General features: G+C 70.2%; 15 protein-coding genes. 13 read left to right on the top strand and 2 right to left on the bottom strand.

The annotated features are described in order from the left end of the window. Positions 1-52 precede the first annotated feature (52 nt). The 9 genes from steA (at position 53) to ACTMTF_RS22820 (ending at position 9,021) form a co-directional block, all read left to right on the top strand. Entirely contained in the window at positions 53-1,249 is a 1,197-nt protein-coding gene (steA, locus tag ACTMTF_RS22780; RefSeq protein ID WP_397013454.1) for a putative cytokinetic ring protein SteA, read from the top strand. Next, on the top strand, positions 1,246-2,223 hold the full coding sequence (locus ACTMTF_RS22785; RefSeq protein ID WP_441112505.1) for a copper transporter: 978 nt from the start codon (positions 1,246-1,248) through the stop codon (positions 2,221-2,223). Before steA ends, ACTMTF_RS22785 begins: the two co-directional genes overlap by 4 nt. Before the next feature lies 1 nt (position 2,224). Beyond that, the gene (locus ACTMTF_RS22790) at positions 2,225-3,070 is read left to right on the top strand and encodes a hypothetical protein (protein ID WP_441112506.1); all 846 of its coding nucleotides are present in this window, start codon (positions 2,225-2,227) and stop codon (positions 3,068-3,070) included. A 40-nt stretch (positions 3,071-3,110) separates the two neighbouring features. Then, a complete protein-coding gene (gene murJ, locus ACTMTF_RS22795) occupies positions 3,111-4,733 on the top strand; it encodes a murein biosynthesis integral membrane protein MurJ (RefSeq protein ID WP_441112507.1) in 1,623 nt (540 codons plus the stop codon). A gap of 99 nt (positions 4,734-4,832) precedes the next feature. Then, complete coding sequence (locus ACTMTF_RS22800) at positions 4,833-5,936, top strand: glycosyltransferase family 4 protein (protein WP_441112508.1); 1,104 nt, start codon at positions 4,833-4,835, stop codon at positions 5,934-5,936. A gap of 178 nt (positions 5,937-6,114) precedes the next feature. Further along, on the top strand, positions 6,115-7,098 hold the full coding sequence (locus ACTMTF_RS22805; RefSeq protein ID WP_441112509.1) for a TerC family protein: 984 nt from the start codon (positions 6,115-6,117) through the stop codon (positions 7,096-7,098). A gap of 110 nt (positions 7,099-7,208) precedes the next feature. Beyond that, positions 7,209-7,850: a phosphatidylserine decarboxylase gene (locus tag ACTMTF_RS22810; RefSeq protein ID WP_397013442.1), complete on the top strand. Its 642-nt coding sequence runs from the start codon at positions 7,209-7,211 to the stop codon at positions 7,848-7,850. Next, entirely contained in the window at positions 7,837-8,658 is an 822-nt protein-coding gene (pssA, locus tag ACTMTF_RS22815) for a CDP-diacylglycerol--serine O-phosphatidyltransferase (protein WP_397013440.1), read from the top strand. Before ACTMTF_RS22810 ends, pssA begins: the two co-directional genes overlap by 14 nt. A gap of 87 nt (positions 8,659-8,745) precedes the next feature. Further along, the gene (locus ACTMTF_RS22820; RefSeq protein ID WP_397013439.1) at positions 8,746-9,021 is read left to right on the top strand and encodes a hypothetical protein; all 276 of its coding nucleotides are present in this window, start codon (positions 8,746-8,748) and stop codon (positions 9,019-9,021) included. A gap of 203 nt (positions 9,022-9,224) precedes the next feature. Here the strand turns inward: ACTMTF_RS22820 and ACTMTF_RS22825 are convergent, their stop codons facing one another. Both ACTMTF_RS22825 and ACTMTF_RS22830 read right to left on the bottom strand, forming a co-directional pair. Then, complete coding sequence (locus ACTMTF_RS22825; protein WP_441112510.1) at positions 9,225-9,881, bottom strand: MBL fold metallo-hydrolase; 657 nt, start codon at positions 9,879-9,881, stop codon at positions 9,225-9,227. Continuing rightward, on the bottom strand, positions 9,878-10,669 hold the full coding sequence (locus tag ACTMTF_RS22830; RefSeq protein ID WP_441112511.1) for a maleylpyruvate isomerase family mycothiol-dependent enzyme: 792 nt from the start codon (positions 10,667-10,669) through the stop codon (positions 9,878-9,880). The genes ACTMTF_RS22825 and ACTMTF_RS22830 overlap by 4 nt, the downstream gene beginning before the upstream one ends. Before the next feature lie 237 nt (positions 10,670-10,906). Here ACTMTF_RS22830 and uvrA point away from each other — a divergent pair, with 237 nt between their 5' ends. From uvrA to ACTMTF_RS22850, 4 genes are all read left to right on the top strand, one after another. Further along, positions 10,907-13,747: an excinuclease ABC subunit UvrA gene (gene uvrA, locus ACTMTF_RS22835; RefSeq protein WP_441112512.1), complete on the top strand. Its 2,841-nt coding sequence runs from the start codon at positions 10,907-10,909 to the stop codon at positions 13,745-13,747. A 186-nt stretch (positions 13,748-13,933) separates the two neighbouring features. Continuing rightward, a complete protein-coding gene (locus ACTMTF_RS22840) occupies positions 13,934-14,365 on the top strand; it encodes a Rieske (2Fe-2S) protein (RefSeq protein ID WP_441112513.1) in 432 nt (143 codons plus the stop codon). A gap of 105 nt (positions 14,366-14,470) precedes the next feature. Next, positions 14,471-14,932, top strand: coding sequence for a Rieske (2Fe-2S) protein (locus ACTMTF_RS22845; protein WP_441112514.1), 462 nt, complete (start codon positions 14,471-14,473; stop codon positions 14,930-14,932). A gap of 46 nt (positions 14,933-14,978) precedes the next feature. Further along, positions 14,979-15,434, top strand: a complete 456-nt coding sequence (locus ACTMTF_RS22850; protein ID WP_441112515.1) for a Rieske (2Fe-2S) protein — start codon at positions 14,979-14,981, stop codon at positions 15,432-15,434. The last annotated feature ends 85 nt before the right edge of the window (positions 15,435-15,519 follow it).

Raw genomic sequence — 15,519 nt, forward strand, 5'->3', positions numbered from 1 at the left:
CGCCCCGCAGTGCGTGGCCGCCTAAGTGTTTCCCTCTGGCAGGATGGTCTTGATGAAGGTTCCGGGTAACAAGATGCCGGGCCTCCGCGGGCGGAAGGTCAACGACCTTCCCGGTGTCACGGGTGTGGCGCGAATCGATCGGCGGACGAAGAGGCTCACCAAGCGCCTCAAGCCGGGGGAGATCGCGATCATTGACCACGTCGACGTGGACCGGGTCAGCGCGGAGGCGTTGGTGTCATGCGAGGCCGCGGGCGTGGTCAACGTCGCCGCGGGCATCAGCGGCCGCTACCCCAACCTCGGGCCGCAGATCATCATCGAGGCCGGCGTCCCGTTCGTCGACAACGCCAGCCAGGAGCTGTTCGAGCGGATCAAGGACGGCGACACCGTCCGGCTGCACGAAGGCGCCGTCTACCTCGGCGACGAGGTCGTCGGCAAGGGCGAGGCGCAGACCCCAGAGGCCGTCGAAGCCGCCATGGCCGAGGCCCGGGCCGGGCTGGCCGTGCAGATCGAGGCGTTCGCCGTCAACACGATGGAGTACGTCCGCGGCGAGGGCAAGCTGCTCATCGACGGGGTGGGCGTGCCGCCGATCCGCACCGTCATCGAGGGCAGGCACGCCCTCATCGTGGTGCGCGGCTACCACTACAAAGAAGACATCGCCACCCTGCGCCCCTACCTCAGGGAATACCGGCCGGTGCTCATCGGCGTCGACGGCGGCGCCGACGCGCTCCTGGAGGCCGGCTACCTGCCCGACGTGATCGTGGGCGATTTCGACTCCGTCTCCACCAAGGCGCTCACCTGCGGCGCCGAGCTCATCGTGCACGCCTACCGTGACGGCCGGGCGCCCGGCCTGGAGCGGGTCCACCAGCTCGGCCGCGACGCCGTGATCTTCCCGTCGACCGGCACCAGCGAGGACATCGCGATGCTGCTGGCCGACGACAAGGGCGCCGAGCTCATCGTGGCCGTCGGCACCCACGGCACGCTGGAGGAGTTTCTCGACAAGGGCCGCTCCGGCATGGCCAGCACCTTCCTCACCCGCCTGCGCGTCGGCAGCAAGCTTGTCGACGCCAAGGGCGTGAGCATGCTCTACCGCAGCCGCATCTCCACCCCGCAGCTGCTGCTGCTGGCGATCACGGCGCTGATCACCATGGGGGTCGCCCTCGCACTGTCACCGCTCGGCCAGACCTGGCTGAACGGCCTGCAAGATTTCTGGAACTCCTTCATCTTCTGGTTGGTCGGGCTCTTCTCGTGATCGATTTCCGCTATCACCTGGTCTCCATCGTCGCCATCTTCCTGGCGCTGGCCGTGGGCATCGTCCTGGGCACCACGCTGCTGGAGGATCCCGCCATCAGGTCGGCCGAGGAGTTGACGCGCCAGCTCACCGCGGAGAAGCAGGAGCAGCGCGAACAGATCGACGAGGTGCTGGGCCAGAGTCAGGCCACCGACTCGTTCGTGACCACCCTCATGCCGAAGCTGGTCGACGGCGAGCTCGCCGGTGAGCAGGTGCTGCTGGTGGAGGCGCCGGGGACCAACGCCGCCGTGCGCGAGGCCGAGCAGGAAGTGCTCACGGCGGCGGGCGCCCTGGTCACCGGCCGCCTGTCGCTGACCGAGCGGTTCTTCGACCCCAAGAGCGTGGGCGTGCTCGACGGCCTGGTCAATCAGCTCAAGCCGGCCGAGATGACGTTCGCCACGACGGCAGGCACCCACGACAAGGTCGCCACCCTGCTCGCCGCCACCGTCATGACCACCGACCAGGCCCAGGTGGGCGCCCCCAACGAGGCGACCGCGGCCGTGCTCACCGGTCTGGAGACGGGCGGGTTCCTCAACATCGACGGCGACCCGGACAAGCGGGCCACGGTCGCGGTGATGTTCGCGCCGGAGAATCCCTTCGAGGGTGAGGGCGCACCGGCTCAGGCGGCGGCCTTCACCGCGCTCGCGGGCGGTCTGGACGCGGGCGGCAAGGGCCTGGTGATCGCCGGCGCCGACACCGCCGCCGCCCCCGGCGGAGTGATCACCGCGCTGCGGGAGGACGCCGAGCTCGCCAAGCGCGTCTCCACCGTCGACAGTGCCGATCTGCCCGCGGGCCGGATCGTGATCGTCTACGCTCTGCGGGAGCAAGTGAGCGGGGGCGCCGGGCAGTACGGCACCGGCCAGGGAGTCAGCGCGTTCCAGCCCGTGGAGCCGACTCCGACCCCGACCCCGACATCCACCGAGTCAGGGAGCTGACATGGCCCGTGGCCTGCTCTACGCCCTCGCCGGCGCCGCGCTCGGCGCCGCCGCGGCCCGCGCCGCCTACACCGCCTTCACCCGCGACAAGGACACAGGCAGCCGCTGGGCCCGCAAGAACCACCGGGGTGAGCCCATCACGCTGCTGGAAGGCCCCGCCTTCGTGGCCGGTTCCGGCGTCGCCGCCGCACTGGCGCCCGGGCTGCCACCACGGGTGCGCCTGGCCGCCCTGCTCGCCGGGGCGGGCAGCGGGGCGCTCGGCGCCTACGACGACCTCTACGGGACGACCTCGTCCAAGGGCTTCAAGGGGCATCTGACGGCGCTCGCGCGCGGCGAGGTCACCAGCGGCGCCGTCAAGATCCTCGGGATCGGCGCGACCGGGCTCGGCGCCGCCGCCCTCGTCTCCCGCGGGCCGGTCGACACCGTGGTCAACGGCGCGGCCATCGCCGGCGCCGCCAACCTGGCCAACCTGTTCGACCTGCGCCCCGGCCGCGCTATCAAGGTCGGCCTGCTCACCGGCGGGCCGCTGCTCGTGGCCGCCGTCGTCCGTGACTCGCCGATGACGGCGGCGCTGGCCGCGGTGCCGCTGGGGGCCGCCGCCGCGCTGCTGCCGGAGGACCTCGGCGAGCAGGCGATGCTCGGCGACGCCGGAGCCAACGCCCTGGGCGCCCTGCTCGGCCTCGCCGCCGTGACCCAGCTCGGCCGCCCCGGCAGGCTGGTCCTGCTCGGCACCGTGGCGGCGCTCACCGCCGCCTCGGAGAAGATCAGCTTCACCAAGGTCATCGCGGGCAATCGGGTGCTCAACCGGCTGGACATGCTGGGCCGCCGCCCCGTCGACCCCGTGTGAGGACCGTGCCCGCCGTCATCGGGCGAATGTCAGGAGGAGCGTGACGTCCCGGCTCGCTCGCGGCGTGGCGGGAGGCGCGCTGCTCATCGGGGCGATCACCGTCCTGGCCCGCGTCACGGGATTCGCCAAGCAGTACGCCCTCGCCCAGACCGTCGGCACCAACTGCCTCTCCTCGGCGTACTTCACGGCCAACCAGATCCCCAACATCGTCTTCGAGGTCGTCATCGGCGGGGCGCTGGCCGGGATGGTGGTGCCGGTGCTGGCCGGCTCGGCGGCCGGAGTCACCGAGCCCGGGTCCGGCCGCGACCGGGTGGGGCGGATCACCTCGGCGCTGCTGACCTGGGTGCTCGTGGTGCTCGTCCCCGTGGCCGTGCTCACCGCGCTGCTGGCGGGGCCGATCGTCGGCCTGTTCAGCGTCGACGGGTGCGAGGCGGCGGCGGTGGACGCCGTCGCGACCCGGATGCTGGTCGTCTTCGCGCCGCAGATCCCCCTGTACGGTGTGGCCGTCGTGCTCTACGGACTGCTCCAGTCGCACAACAGGTTCGCCGGGCCGGCCGTCGCGCCGCTCGTCTCCAGCATCGTGGTCATCGTCGGGTACCTGCTGTTCGTGCCGCTCAGCGAGGGCCATGCGGATCCCGGCCAGGTGCCACGGGCCGCCGAGCTCGCGCTGTCCGTGGGCACCAGCCTCGGTGTGCTGGCGCTCGTCCTCACCGTCATCGGCCCCACCGCCAGGCTGGGCCTGCGGTGGCGGCCCACGCTGCGCTTCCCCGACGGGGTGGCCGCGCAGGTGCGCAGGCTCGCCCTGGCCGGGATCGCCGCGCTCATGGCGCAGCAGGCCGCCATGGTGGTCGTGCTGGCCCTGTCCAACAAGGTGATCGGTGAGGGGGCGCTCGCGGCCTACAACTACGCGTGGGCCATCTATCTGGTGCCCTACGCCGTGCTGGCCGTACCGATCGCCACCAGTGCGTTCCCCAGGCTGAGCGCGCAGGCGGAGGGGGGCGAGACGGAAGCGTTCTCGGCGCTCGCGGCGAGCACCACGCGCGCGGTCGTGCTGGTGTCGGGGGTGGCGGCCGGGGTGCTCGCCGCCGCGTCCGAGCCGGGCTCGGTGGTGTTCCTGGACAGCAGCCAGACCACGGTGTCGCCGGTCGAGCTGGCCCGGACGGTCGCGCTGTTCGCGCCGGGGCTGATCGGTTACGGGCTCATCGCGCACTTGAGCCGGGTGCTGTACGCCCTCGGGCGGGGACGGGCCGCCGCCGCCGGGACGGTGGTGGGGTGGGGAGTGGTGATGGTGGCGCAGACCGGGTTCGCGCTGGCGTTCCCCGCCGGGTGGCAGATCGCGGGGATGGCGCTGGGGATGACCGCCGGGATGACCGCCGGCGGGGGAGCGCTGCTGTTCTTCGTGGTGCGGGCGCGGGGCAGGTCCGCCATGGCCGGGCTGGGGCGGGCGGGAGCCGCCGCCGTCGCGGCCGGCGTGGCCGGGTTCGGGGCAGGGGCCGCCGTGGCCGACGCGTTCGGGGCGACCACCGGGACGTGGGCGAACGTGGGGGCGACGCTGCTGGCCGCCGTGGTGGCGCTGGCCGTGGGAGGCGGTGTCGTGGTCCTGGTGGACCGGGCCGACGCCAGGATGGTGGCCGGGGCGCTCGGCAGGCGCGAAGGCCCGTGAAGTGAGCTGCAGGTCGATGGGGGCGAGCGGGGCCTCGTGAGGTCGGGCGAGGGGCTGGGCCGGGGGTCGGTGACGGTCGGTTGAGAGGGAGGAGTGGCTGTGCGGGTGGCATTCGTGCTGGGCACCACGTCCGGAGGCACCGGGCGGCATGTGCTGATGCTGGCCGGTGGCCTGGCTCGGCTCGGGCATCGCGTGGTGGTGGTGGGGCCGCGCAGCGTCGAGGAGCAGTTCGGGTTCGGCGCGGCGGGAGCCCGCTTCGCGGAGGTGCGGGTCTCCGATCGGCCGGATCCGGTCAACGACCTGCGCACGGTCGCGGCGATCAGACGCCTGACCAGGGGAGCCGACGTGGTGCACGCCCACGGGCTGCGCGCCGGTGCGCTGGCCGGGCTGGCCGGGCTGGGCCGGCCGGTACGGCGGGGCGGGCCGAGGCTGGTCGTCACCCTGCACAACGCGCTCACCGCCGGTGGCGCCGTCGGGGCGGTCTACGGGGTGCTGGAACGGATCGTGGCGCGCCTGGCCGATCATGTCCTGGTCGTCTCGCCCGACCTGGGAGAGCGGATGAGCGCGCTCGGCGCCCGTGACGTGCGCCCGGCGGTGGTTCCCGCGCCGGTGCCGCGTCCTGCCCGGCGTGCCCCGGCCGAGGTCCGGGCCGAGCTGGGGGCGGGGGAGCGGCCCATCGTGCTCACGATCGCCAGGCTCGCCCAGCAGAAGGGGCTCGAAAGCCTTTTGGACGCCGCCGCGGGCCCCTGGCCGGGCGGGCGGGAGCCGCTGTTCGTGATCGCCGGAGAAGGGCCGTCGCGGGCCGCGTTGCAGCGCAGGATCGACGACGAGAGGCTGCCCGTGCTCCTGCCGGGCAACCGGGACGACGTGCCCGATCTGCTCGCCGCCGCCACCGTGGCGGTCTGGGCCAGCAGGTGGGAGGGGCAGCCGCTGAGCCTCAGCGAGACGCTCATGGCCGGGCGGCCGGTGGTCGCGACGGCCGTCGGCGGGGTCCCCGAGCTCGTCGGCGACGCCGGCGTGCTGGTGCCTTACGGGGACGTGAACGCTCTGCGCATCGCCGTACAGGAGGTGATCGCGGATCCGGAGGCGGCGGCGCGGCTGGCCGCGGCGGCGGCGCGGCGCGGCGCGGAGTTGCCGGGGGAGGACGACGCCGTCAGGAGCGTCCTGGATGTCTACGAACGGTCAGATCGAAGCCCTGATTAGGTGAGCCATACGCGTTCTCGTATACTGCGTGCGTTAAGGGAGGGGAGTATCCCTTCGCGGCAGCCTCGTCATCACGGTGTAGTCCCACTCCACGGGGCCCCCGGGGCTGCCGGTCCGCGTGTCAGGCGGGCGGGAGAGACCTCCGGCAATCCGTCGTGTATGCCGGAGGTAATACAACGTGAGCGAACCATGGTGGGCTTGGGCTGTCGTCATCGGCGGCCTTCTGGTCGTCCTGGCGATCGACCTGTGGATCGTCGATCGCGGCGAAGCCCGCGAGTTCTCGATGCGGCAGGCCGGTTACTGGGTCTCCTTCTACATCGCGCTGGCCGTGATCTTCGGGGTGATCCTCTGGGCGACATCGGGACCTGTGAAGGCCGGCGAGTTCTTCGCCGGATATATCACTGAATACAGTCTCAGCGTCGACAACCTGTTCGTCTTCTTCATCATCATGAGCCGGTTCGCCGTGCCGAAGGCCTACCAGCACAAGGTGCTTCTCGTCGGCATCCTGCTCGCCCTGGTCATGCGCGGCATCTTCATCGCGGTCGGCGCCGCCGCCCTCGAGCGGTTCAGCGGGCTGTTCTACATTTTCGGCGCCTTCCTGATCTACACGGCGATCAACATCATCCGCCAGCACCGCAAGGGTGAAGAGGAACAGGTCAACGAGAACCTGTTGCTCCGCTGGGCGCGCAGGACCTTCCCCACCACGGAGACCTACGTCGGCTCCAAGATCACGGTCAAGATCGACGGCAAGCGCATGGTCACCCCCATGCTGATCGTCATGATCGCCATCGGCAGCACCGACCTGCTGTTCGCGCTCGACTCGATCCCGGCCATCTTCGGGCTCACCACGGATCCGTTCATCGTCTTCACCGCCAACGCGTTCGCCCTGATGGGACTGCGTCAGCTGTACTTCCTGCTGGGCGGGCTGCTGCAGCGACTCGTGTACATCAGCTACGGTTTGGCGTTCATCCTGGGGTTCATTGGGGTTAAGCTCGTATTGGAAGCTCTGCACGCCAGTGGGGTTTCCTGGGCACCGCAGATCCCCATCTGGGTGTCGCTCACGGTCATCGGCGTCACCATGGTCGTCACAACAGTGGCGAGCCTGGTCAAGTCCCGCATCGACGTGCGCAAGAGCGAGCAAACCCAATCGGAGCAGGTCTAGCGGAATGGCTTTCGAGGCGCTTTGCTTGTGTAGTTGCGTCGTGTCATAGTTGCGTGTTCTGTAACATCACGGCAAAGCGCCTCAGTCCTAGTCACCACCGAAGGTTGTACGTGTCAGTCGATTCTGCTAAGTCGGGCCGCGTAAGGCTCGCACGCGGGGTCTCCCCGTGGCTCTTCCCGACGGTGGCCACGGCGGCCGCCACCGCGCTTCTGACGCGACGGGACCGCCGGTGGGCGCTCGCGGCAGTGCCGCTGGGCGCGTTGACCGGCGCGATGCTCTGGTTCTTCCGCGACCCCGACCGCAACGCTGGCGAGGGCCGGATCCTGTCTCCCGCCGACGGCGTCGTGCAGAGCGTCGACCCCTGGCCGGACGGCCGCACCCGGGTCGCGATCTTCATGAGCCCGCTGAACGTTCACGTCAACCGTGCCCCTCTTGCGGGAAATGTCGCCTCCGTGCAGCATGTGCCAGGTGGGTTCGTGCCGGCTTTCAACAAGGACAGCGACCAGAACGAACGCGTGGTGTGGCATTTCGAGACCGCGCTCGGCGACATCGAGATGGTGCAGATCGCGGGCGCGGTGGCGCGCAGGATCGTGCCGTACGTGAGCGCCGGAGCGAAGGTCGCGCGCGCCGAGCGGATCGGGCTCATCAGGTTCGGTTCGAGGGTCGACATCTACCTTCCCGAAGGGATCTCTCCCGCGGTGTCCGTGGGCGAGAAGACGGTTGCGGGGGTGACCAGAATTGACCACGGCTGACGCCGGCGGTTGGCAGGTCGAAGAGGAAGAACCTCGGGGCCCTGTCGGAAAGGCGTTCCGCCTGTCCGCTGCGGACTCCCTGTCTCTGGGCAACGCTCTGTGCGGATTTCTCGCCGTATGCGTGCTGGCCGCCTCGGCGATCGAGGCGCTCCAGACAGACGGCAAGTTCACGCCCGCGCCCAGTTACTTCGCCACGGCGGTGGTGCTGCTGCTCATCGGCGCCACCTGTGACCTGTTCGACGGCCTGGTCGCGCGGCGCTTCCGCGCCTCTGCCATGGGTGCCGAGCTCGACAACCTCGCCGACGTCATCAGCTTCGGGTTCGCGCCCGCGTTCATGATCGTGATCTGGGGTGGGTTCACCAACGAGGTGCCCTTCGCGGCGGCGGTGGGCGCCGCCGCGGCCGTGCTCGTCGCCGGTGTCGTGCGTCTGGCGCGGTTCGCCTGCGTCAAGACCAAGAGCGGCGACTTCATGGGCCTGCCCATCCCGATGGGCGCGATGACCGTGATCTCGATCGTGCTGCTGTTCGAGCCGAGCTTCTGGTCGCTGCTGGCCGTGCTGGGCGTGGCCTGGCTGATGGTCAGCCGGATCGAGTACCCCAAGCCGAAGGGACAGCTCGCGGCCGTGGTCCTCGCATGGATCATGGTGAACGTGGCGTTCCTCACCTTCTGGGTCGCCTGGCCCGAGGGTGGCGACCTGCCCATCAAGATCGGCGCGACGATGCAGATCGCGCTGGTCGCCGCCATCCCGCTGCGTGTGCTCTTCTACAAGCGCGAACTCCGCCGGGAGGCCGAGCGCATCGGCTCCTGAGCCGGACAGGGCTTCTCAGCCGGGCTGTGACGTGGATGGCATCGCGATGGGCGGGATTTTCGCGGTGCCATCGGATTTGATGGAGGCATGCCGGCCACGCCCCGCGAGCACACGCGTACGTACTTCCTCGGCAGACTGGCCGTGGAGCTGGAGCAGCACGGACTGACCGCGACCCTGCGCGCCGACCCGCCCGCGCTGCGGGTCAGCGATCCCGACGACACGGCGCTGCTCGCCGAGACCGTCGACTGTGTGCCCCTGCCGGAGGGGTGGTTCTACCGGTGGTCGTGGGGGGATCTGGTAGGGGCGGCCGACGATCCCGCGCTGGCCGCCGCCCGGATCGTACGCGTGCTCGCCCGCCGCTGACCGTCACCATCACGCGAGCATGGCGGCTGGCGACGGCCCTCTTGCCGCGCCTTCTCCCAGGGGCTTCCCTCGTGCGGTGCCTTCCGCGCGGTGCCTTCTCCGTGCGGCGCTTTCCCCTGTTGTGGCTCGTAGCGCGGGCCCGCTCCTGGGTTGTGGGGCTGGTGGGCGTTACGTTGCGCGGTGGTCCGGCGGTGCGGGGGCGGTTACCAGCCTCGGGCCTTCCATTCCGGCAGGGAGGGGCGTTCGGCGCCGAGGGTGGTGTCCTTGCCGTGGCCCGGATAGACCCAGGTGTGGTCCGGGAGGCGGTCGAACAGGCGCTCGACCACGTCCGTGTAGAGCTGCTGGAAGCGCTCGGGGTCCTTCTGGGTGTTGCCCACTCCGCCGGGGAAGAGCGAGTCACCGGTGAACAGGTGCTGCTCGTCCTCGCCGCCGTCGTAGAGCAGGGCGACCGAGCCCGGGGTGTGGCCGCGCAGGTGGATGGCCTCGACGGTGACGACGCCGACGGCGATGCGGTCGCCGTGCTCGATCGTGCGGTCCACCGGGATCGGCAGGCCGGGAGCGTCCAGCGGGTGGGCCAGCACCTGCGCGCCGGTCACCGTGGCCACCTGCTCCAGCCCCTGCCAGTGGTCGCCGTGCTGGTGGGTGGTGACGATGGCGCTGATCGGCTGGTCGGCCACCAGGGCGAGCAGCCGGTCCGGCTCGGCCGCCGCGTCGATGAGCAGCCCGTCGCCCGTCTCGGTGCAGCGCAGCAGGTAGGCGTTGTTGTCGTACGGGCCGACCGCGAGCTTGTAGATCGTCAGACCGGGCAGCTCCCGCACGTCGGCGGGGCCGCCGACCTGAACGTCGCCTGTGTAGGTCATGGGTAGTCCTTCGGTGGCGTCGCGGGCAGGTCAGCGGGGGCGGTCATCGTCAGCCACGGCGGTGCCGGCGGAAGGTCCTGGCCTGCCGCGCCGGGTCGCGACGATCGTCCCACTGGCACCACCTTAACGCCCTCGCCCGCCGATCTTCCGGTGAGCCAGGCCAGGACGTCCGCCGGCGCACCCTCCACCTCGGGGCCCTGGCCGAGGTCGTGCCACGGTGTGTGCGAGGAGCCGGTGAAGCGCACCGCGCTGACCGTACTGTGCTCGCGCGACCAGGTCATGAGGCAGTCGTTCAGCTCTCTGCGGACGAACGCGCCGGCCCAGTCCGAGGGGCGGTATCCGGCGCCGAGATCGACGTGGTGCATGCCCAGCTCGCGCAGCCTCCTGACCACGATGTACCAGGCGGGATGCGGGGGTGGGCGCAGGCCGGCCACCGGAGCCTGCCACGCCTGTTCCGGGTGGTCGCGGATCGCGGCGTCCAGGCGGGCGACGCTGTCCCTCAGGTCGGCGACGTGCTCGGCGGCCGGGAGGGCGGCGCGGGACTCGATCTGCTGCTCGCGGACGGCCGGGCTCGGGTACTGCGGGGTCACGACGCCCGTCCTGGCCCAGGTGAGCAGGTTGACGTGGCTGTCGGCGTTCCTGGCCACATGGACGAGCACGTGGCCCCTGGACCAGCCGGGCAGGCGGGACGGCGCGAGGATGTCGTCGTCGGACAGGGAGGCGGCGGTGGTCAGCAACCGATCGTTGGCGGTGGACATCTCGGCCAGCAGTCTCTGCAGAAGAGTCATGATTTGATATTTCATCATCTGTGATCAGGTTGGGCATGACCGGCCCGGCCGCCGGTGAGGGGCATAAACGGGCAGGTCGCGGGGTTGAATGAGCAAGGCCTCCTGTCGGGGTGGGAGTAGGCCGTAACCTGAGAGGGACGGATTTCCGCCAGGCCGTATGCGGCCCTGCCGAAATTGTCGGACCCCCCGTCTACCATCCCCCGTGGACCTATCCGCCTTTCGACATCCGGGATCACCGTGGCAGACCGCCTGATCGTGCGTGGTGCACGAGAGCACAACCTCAAGGACGTCTCGCTGGACCTGCCGCGAGACGCTCTGATCGTCTTCACCGGCCTGTCCGGCTCCGGCAAGTCGAGCCTGGCCTTCGACACGATCTTCGCCGAGGGCCAGCGCCGTTATGTGGAGTCACTGTCGGCGTACGCGCGCCAGTTCCTCGGCCAGATGGACAAGCCCGACGTCGACTTCATCGAGGGCCTGTCGCCGGCGGTGTCGATCGACCAGAAGGCGACGAGCAAGAACCCTCGCTCCACCGTCGGCACGATCACCGAGGTCTACGACTACCTGCGGCTGCTGTGGGCCCGCATCGGCAAGCCGCACTGCCCGGTCTGCGCCCGCCCGATCGCCAGGCAGACCCCGCAGCAGATCGTCGACCGGGTGATGGACCTGGAGGAGGGCACCCGGTTCCAGGTGCTGGCCCCGGTCGTCAGAGGCCGTAAGGGCGAGTACGGCGAGCTGTTCCGCGAGCTGCAGACCAAGGGCTTCGCCCGCGCCAGGGTCGACGGCACCGTGGTCCGGCTGGAGGAGCCGCCGACGCTCAAGAAGTACGAGAAGCACGACATCGAGGTCATCGTCGACCGCCTGTCGGTCAAGGATTCGGCGCGGCGCAGGCTGACCGACTCGGTCGAGACCGCGCTGCAGCTGTCCGGCGGCACGATCACGCTGGAGTTCGTCGACCTGCCGGAGGGCGACCCCGGCCGCGAGCGCTTCTACTCCGAGCACCTCTACTGCCCCTACGACGATCTGTCGTTCGAGGAGCTGGAGCCGCGCTCGTTCTCCTTCAACTCGCCGTTCGGCGCCTGCCCCGAGTGCACCGGCCTCGGCACGAAGATGGAGGTGGACCCGGACCTGGTCGTGCCCGACCCCGAGCGCGAGCTCGGCGAGGGCGCGCTGCACCCCTGGTCGGGCGGCCACACCAGCGAATACTTCGTCCGTCTCGTCGAGGCGCTCGGCCACACCATGGGCTTCACCCTCGCGACGCCGTGGGAGAAGCTGCCCAAGAAGGCGCAGAAATCGCTGCTGTTCGGCCACGACGAGCAGGTGCACGTCCGCTACAGCAATCGCTACGGCCGCCAGCGCTCCTACTACACCACCTTCGAGGGCGTCATCCCGTGGGTGCAGCGCCGGCACGCCGAGGCGGAGAGCGACGCGACCCGCGAGCGGTTCGAAGGCTACATGCGCGAGATCCCCTGCCCGGCCTGCAAGGGGGCCAGGCTCAAGCCGGTCACGCTGGCCGTCACGGTGGCCGACAAGTCGATCGCCGACGTGGCGGGCATGTCGATCGGTGAGTGCGCGAAGTTCCTGGCCGCGCTCAAGCTGTCCGAGCGCGACATGCACATCGCCGAGCGGGTGGTCAAGGAGATCAACGCCCGGATGGGCTTCCTGCTCGACGTCGGCCTCGACTACCTCACCATGGACCGCGCCGCCGCCACCCTGGCCGGCGGCGAGGCGCAGCGCATCCGGCTGGCCACGCAGATCGGCTCCGGCCTGGTCGGCGTCCTCTACGTGCTCGACGAGCCCTCCATCGGCCTGCACCAGCGCGACAACATGCGCCTGCTCGACACGCTCATCAGGCTGCGCGACATGGGCAACACGCTGATCGTGGTCGAGCACGACGAGGACACCATCGCCGCCGCCGACTGGGTGGTCGACATCGGCCCGGGCGCCGGCGAGCACGGCGGCCAGGTCGTCGTCTCCGGCACGGTGCAGGAGCTGCTGGCCAGCGAGGAGTCCATGACCGGCCAGTACCTGTCCGGTCGCAGGAGCATCCCGATCCCCGCCAAGCGCCGTAAGCGCGACAGGAAGCGCCAGATCACCGTCAAGGGCGCGCGCGAGCACAACCTCCAGGGTGTCGACATCGACTTCCCGCTCGGCGTGTTCACCGCGGTCACCGGCGTGTCCGGCTCCGGCAAGTCCACGCTGGTCAACGACATCCTCTACAACGCGCTGGCCAAGGAGCTCAACGGCGCCCGCACGGTGCCCGGCCGCCACGCGCGCATCAACGGCATGGACCAGGTCGACAAGGTCGTGCACGTCGACCAGTCGCCGATCGGCCGCACCCCGAGGTCCAACCCGGCTACCTACACCGGCGTGTTCGACCACGTGCGCAAGCTGTTCGCCGCCACCGCCGAGGCCAAGGTGCGCGGCTACCAACCCGGCAGGTTCAGCTTCAACGTCAAGGGCGGCCGCTGCGAGGCGTGCTCCGGCGACGGCACCATCAAGATCGAGATGAACTTCCTGCCCGACGTCTACGTCCCCTGCGAGGTCTGCCACGGCGCCCGCTACAACCGGGAGACGCTGGAGGTCCACTACAAGGGCAAGACGATCGCCGAGATCCTCGACATGCCGATCGAGGAGGGGCTCGCTTTCTTCGACGCCATCCCGGCGATCAAGCGCCACCTGCAGACGCTCAACGACGTCGGCCTGGGCTACGTACGGCTCGGCCAGCCGGCCACCACGCTGTCCGGCGGCGAGGCGCAGCGCGTCAAGCTCGCCTCCGAGCTGCAGCGCCGGCAGACCGGGCGGACCATCTACGTCCTCGACGAGCCCACCACGGGCCTGCACTTCGAGGACATCCGCAGGCTGCTCGGGGTGCTCGGGCGGCTGGTCGACGGCGGCAATTCGGTCATCGTCATCGAGCACAACCTCGACGTCATCAAGACGGCCGACTGGGTCATCGACATGGGGCCCGAGGGCGGCTCACGCGGCGGCTCCCTGGTCGCGGCCGGCACGCCGGAGGAGGTCGCCCTGGTGGACGAGAGCCACACGGGACGCTTCCTGCGCAAGATCCTGTCTGTCTAGATCCCTGCAGACTTGAGGAGACGTACGGGAGAAAGGGCACCTGGGAGCTCGTCAGGGGCCGTGCCGCGTGAGGCCGTGGGGTCTTGCCACCCGCTTACGGGACCGAGGGGTGCCGCCCCTAGGGTGAAGGGACGGTAACGGCCTGACCTGCACGGGGTCAGCGGGGACGCGGAGGGGTCAGCGGCGATGACGGTTACTGAGGGGGGCTCCGCCATGCCCGCGGTCGGGCGGCGCGAGGCGCTGGGGGCGACCGGGGTCGCGGCCTGCGGGCTGGCGCTCGCCGGGTGCGGCGCCGGCGACGCCGAGGCCAAGCCCGTGGCCGGGATCAAGGGACAGGTGATCGCGAAGACCGCCGACGTGCCCGTCGGCGGCGGCACGGTGGTGCGCAAGTGGAAGATCGTGGTGACGCAGCCGTCGAAGGGCGTCTACAAGGCGTTCGGCTCCGCCTGCCCGCATCGCGGGTGCGCGGTCGGCGCGCCGCGGGACAACGTGCTGAGGTGCCCGTGTCACGGCAGCGAGTTCGCCGCCGACACGGGCAAGGTGATGACGGGCCCCGCGACCAGGTCGCTGGTCGCCTACCAGGTCAAGGTCGAGGGCGACGGCATCGTGGTGGTGTGAACGGGTAATTCTGCGTAGTGCGCGGGATTGGGTCACGGCACGCTGAACCCGGGTCAGGGCGGGAGACGTACCTGAAGTGAAACCCAATACCTGGGAGGACGCACCATGACCGAATCGACGCGCCGCGCGGTGGTGTTCGGAGCCGGAGGCGCCGGGCTGGCCGCAGTTCTGACAGCGTGCGCCAGCTACGGCTCGCCCACCACGGTGGTGGCGGATCCGGCCGAGGAGCCCGCCGGCGACGAGGAGTCGTCGGCCGCGCCGACGAAGAAGGCCAAGGCGCCGAAGGCGCTCGCCGATACCAGTGACATTCCCACGGGTGGCGGCAAGATATTCGAGGGCCAGAAGCTGGTGATCACCCAGCCGACGGAGGGCGAGTTCAAGGCCTTCAGCGCGACCTGCACCCATGCGGGCTGCACGGTGGCCAGCATTTCCAACGGTGTGATCAACTGCCCCTGCCACGGCAGCCAGTTCAAGATCGAGGACGGCTCCGTGGCCAAGGGGCCCGCCGGTGAGCCGCTGGAGGAGAAGCAGATCAAGGTGGCGGACGGCAAGATCAGGCTCGCGTAAGGCGATATTCATCAATTTCTCAGGTGCGTACGCTTGGCTGTGCCGCATGGGAGATGACCTTAAGAGTCGTAGAACGGTGTTCGCGGGCGTCGGCGCGGGCGGCCTGGCGCTGGCGTTGACCGCGTGTGGCGCGGGCGGTGAGACCACGACCGCCGCGCCCGCGACGAGTGAGCCGGCGGCCAGTGCGCCGGCCACGTCGAGTGCCCCCGCGGCCGCCGAGGGACTGGCAAAGACCGCCGACATCCCCGTCGGCGGCGGCAAGATCTTCAAAGAGCAGAAGATCGTGGTCACCCAGCCGACGGAGGGTGAGTTCAAGGCGTTCAGCGCGAGCTGCACCCACCAGGGCTGCGCGGTGGCCAGCATCGAGAACGGGCTCATCGACTGCCCGTGCCACGGCAGCAAGTTCAAGATCGAGGATGGTTCGGTGACGCAGGGTCCGGCGACCAAGCCGCTCCCCGCGCAGGAGATCAAGGTGGACGGCGACCAGATCACGCTCGCCTGACCCGTACGCTTCCGCTCCGCCCGCCGTACCTGGCTCGAAGGTACGGCGGGCTTCCTTGTCGGTGCGGGCCATTAGGCTGGAATCG

The sequence above is a fragment of the Nonomuraea sp. ZG12 genome (assembly GCF_052068115.1).
Taxonomy (GTDB): domain Bacteria; phylum Actinomycetota; class Actinomycetes; order Streptosporangiales; family Streptosporangiaceae; genus Nonomuraea.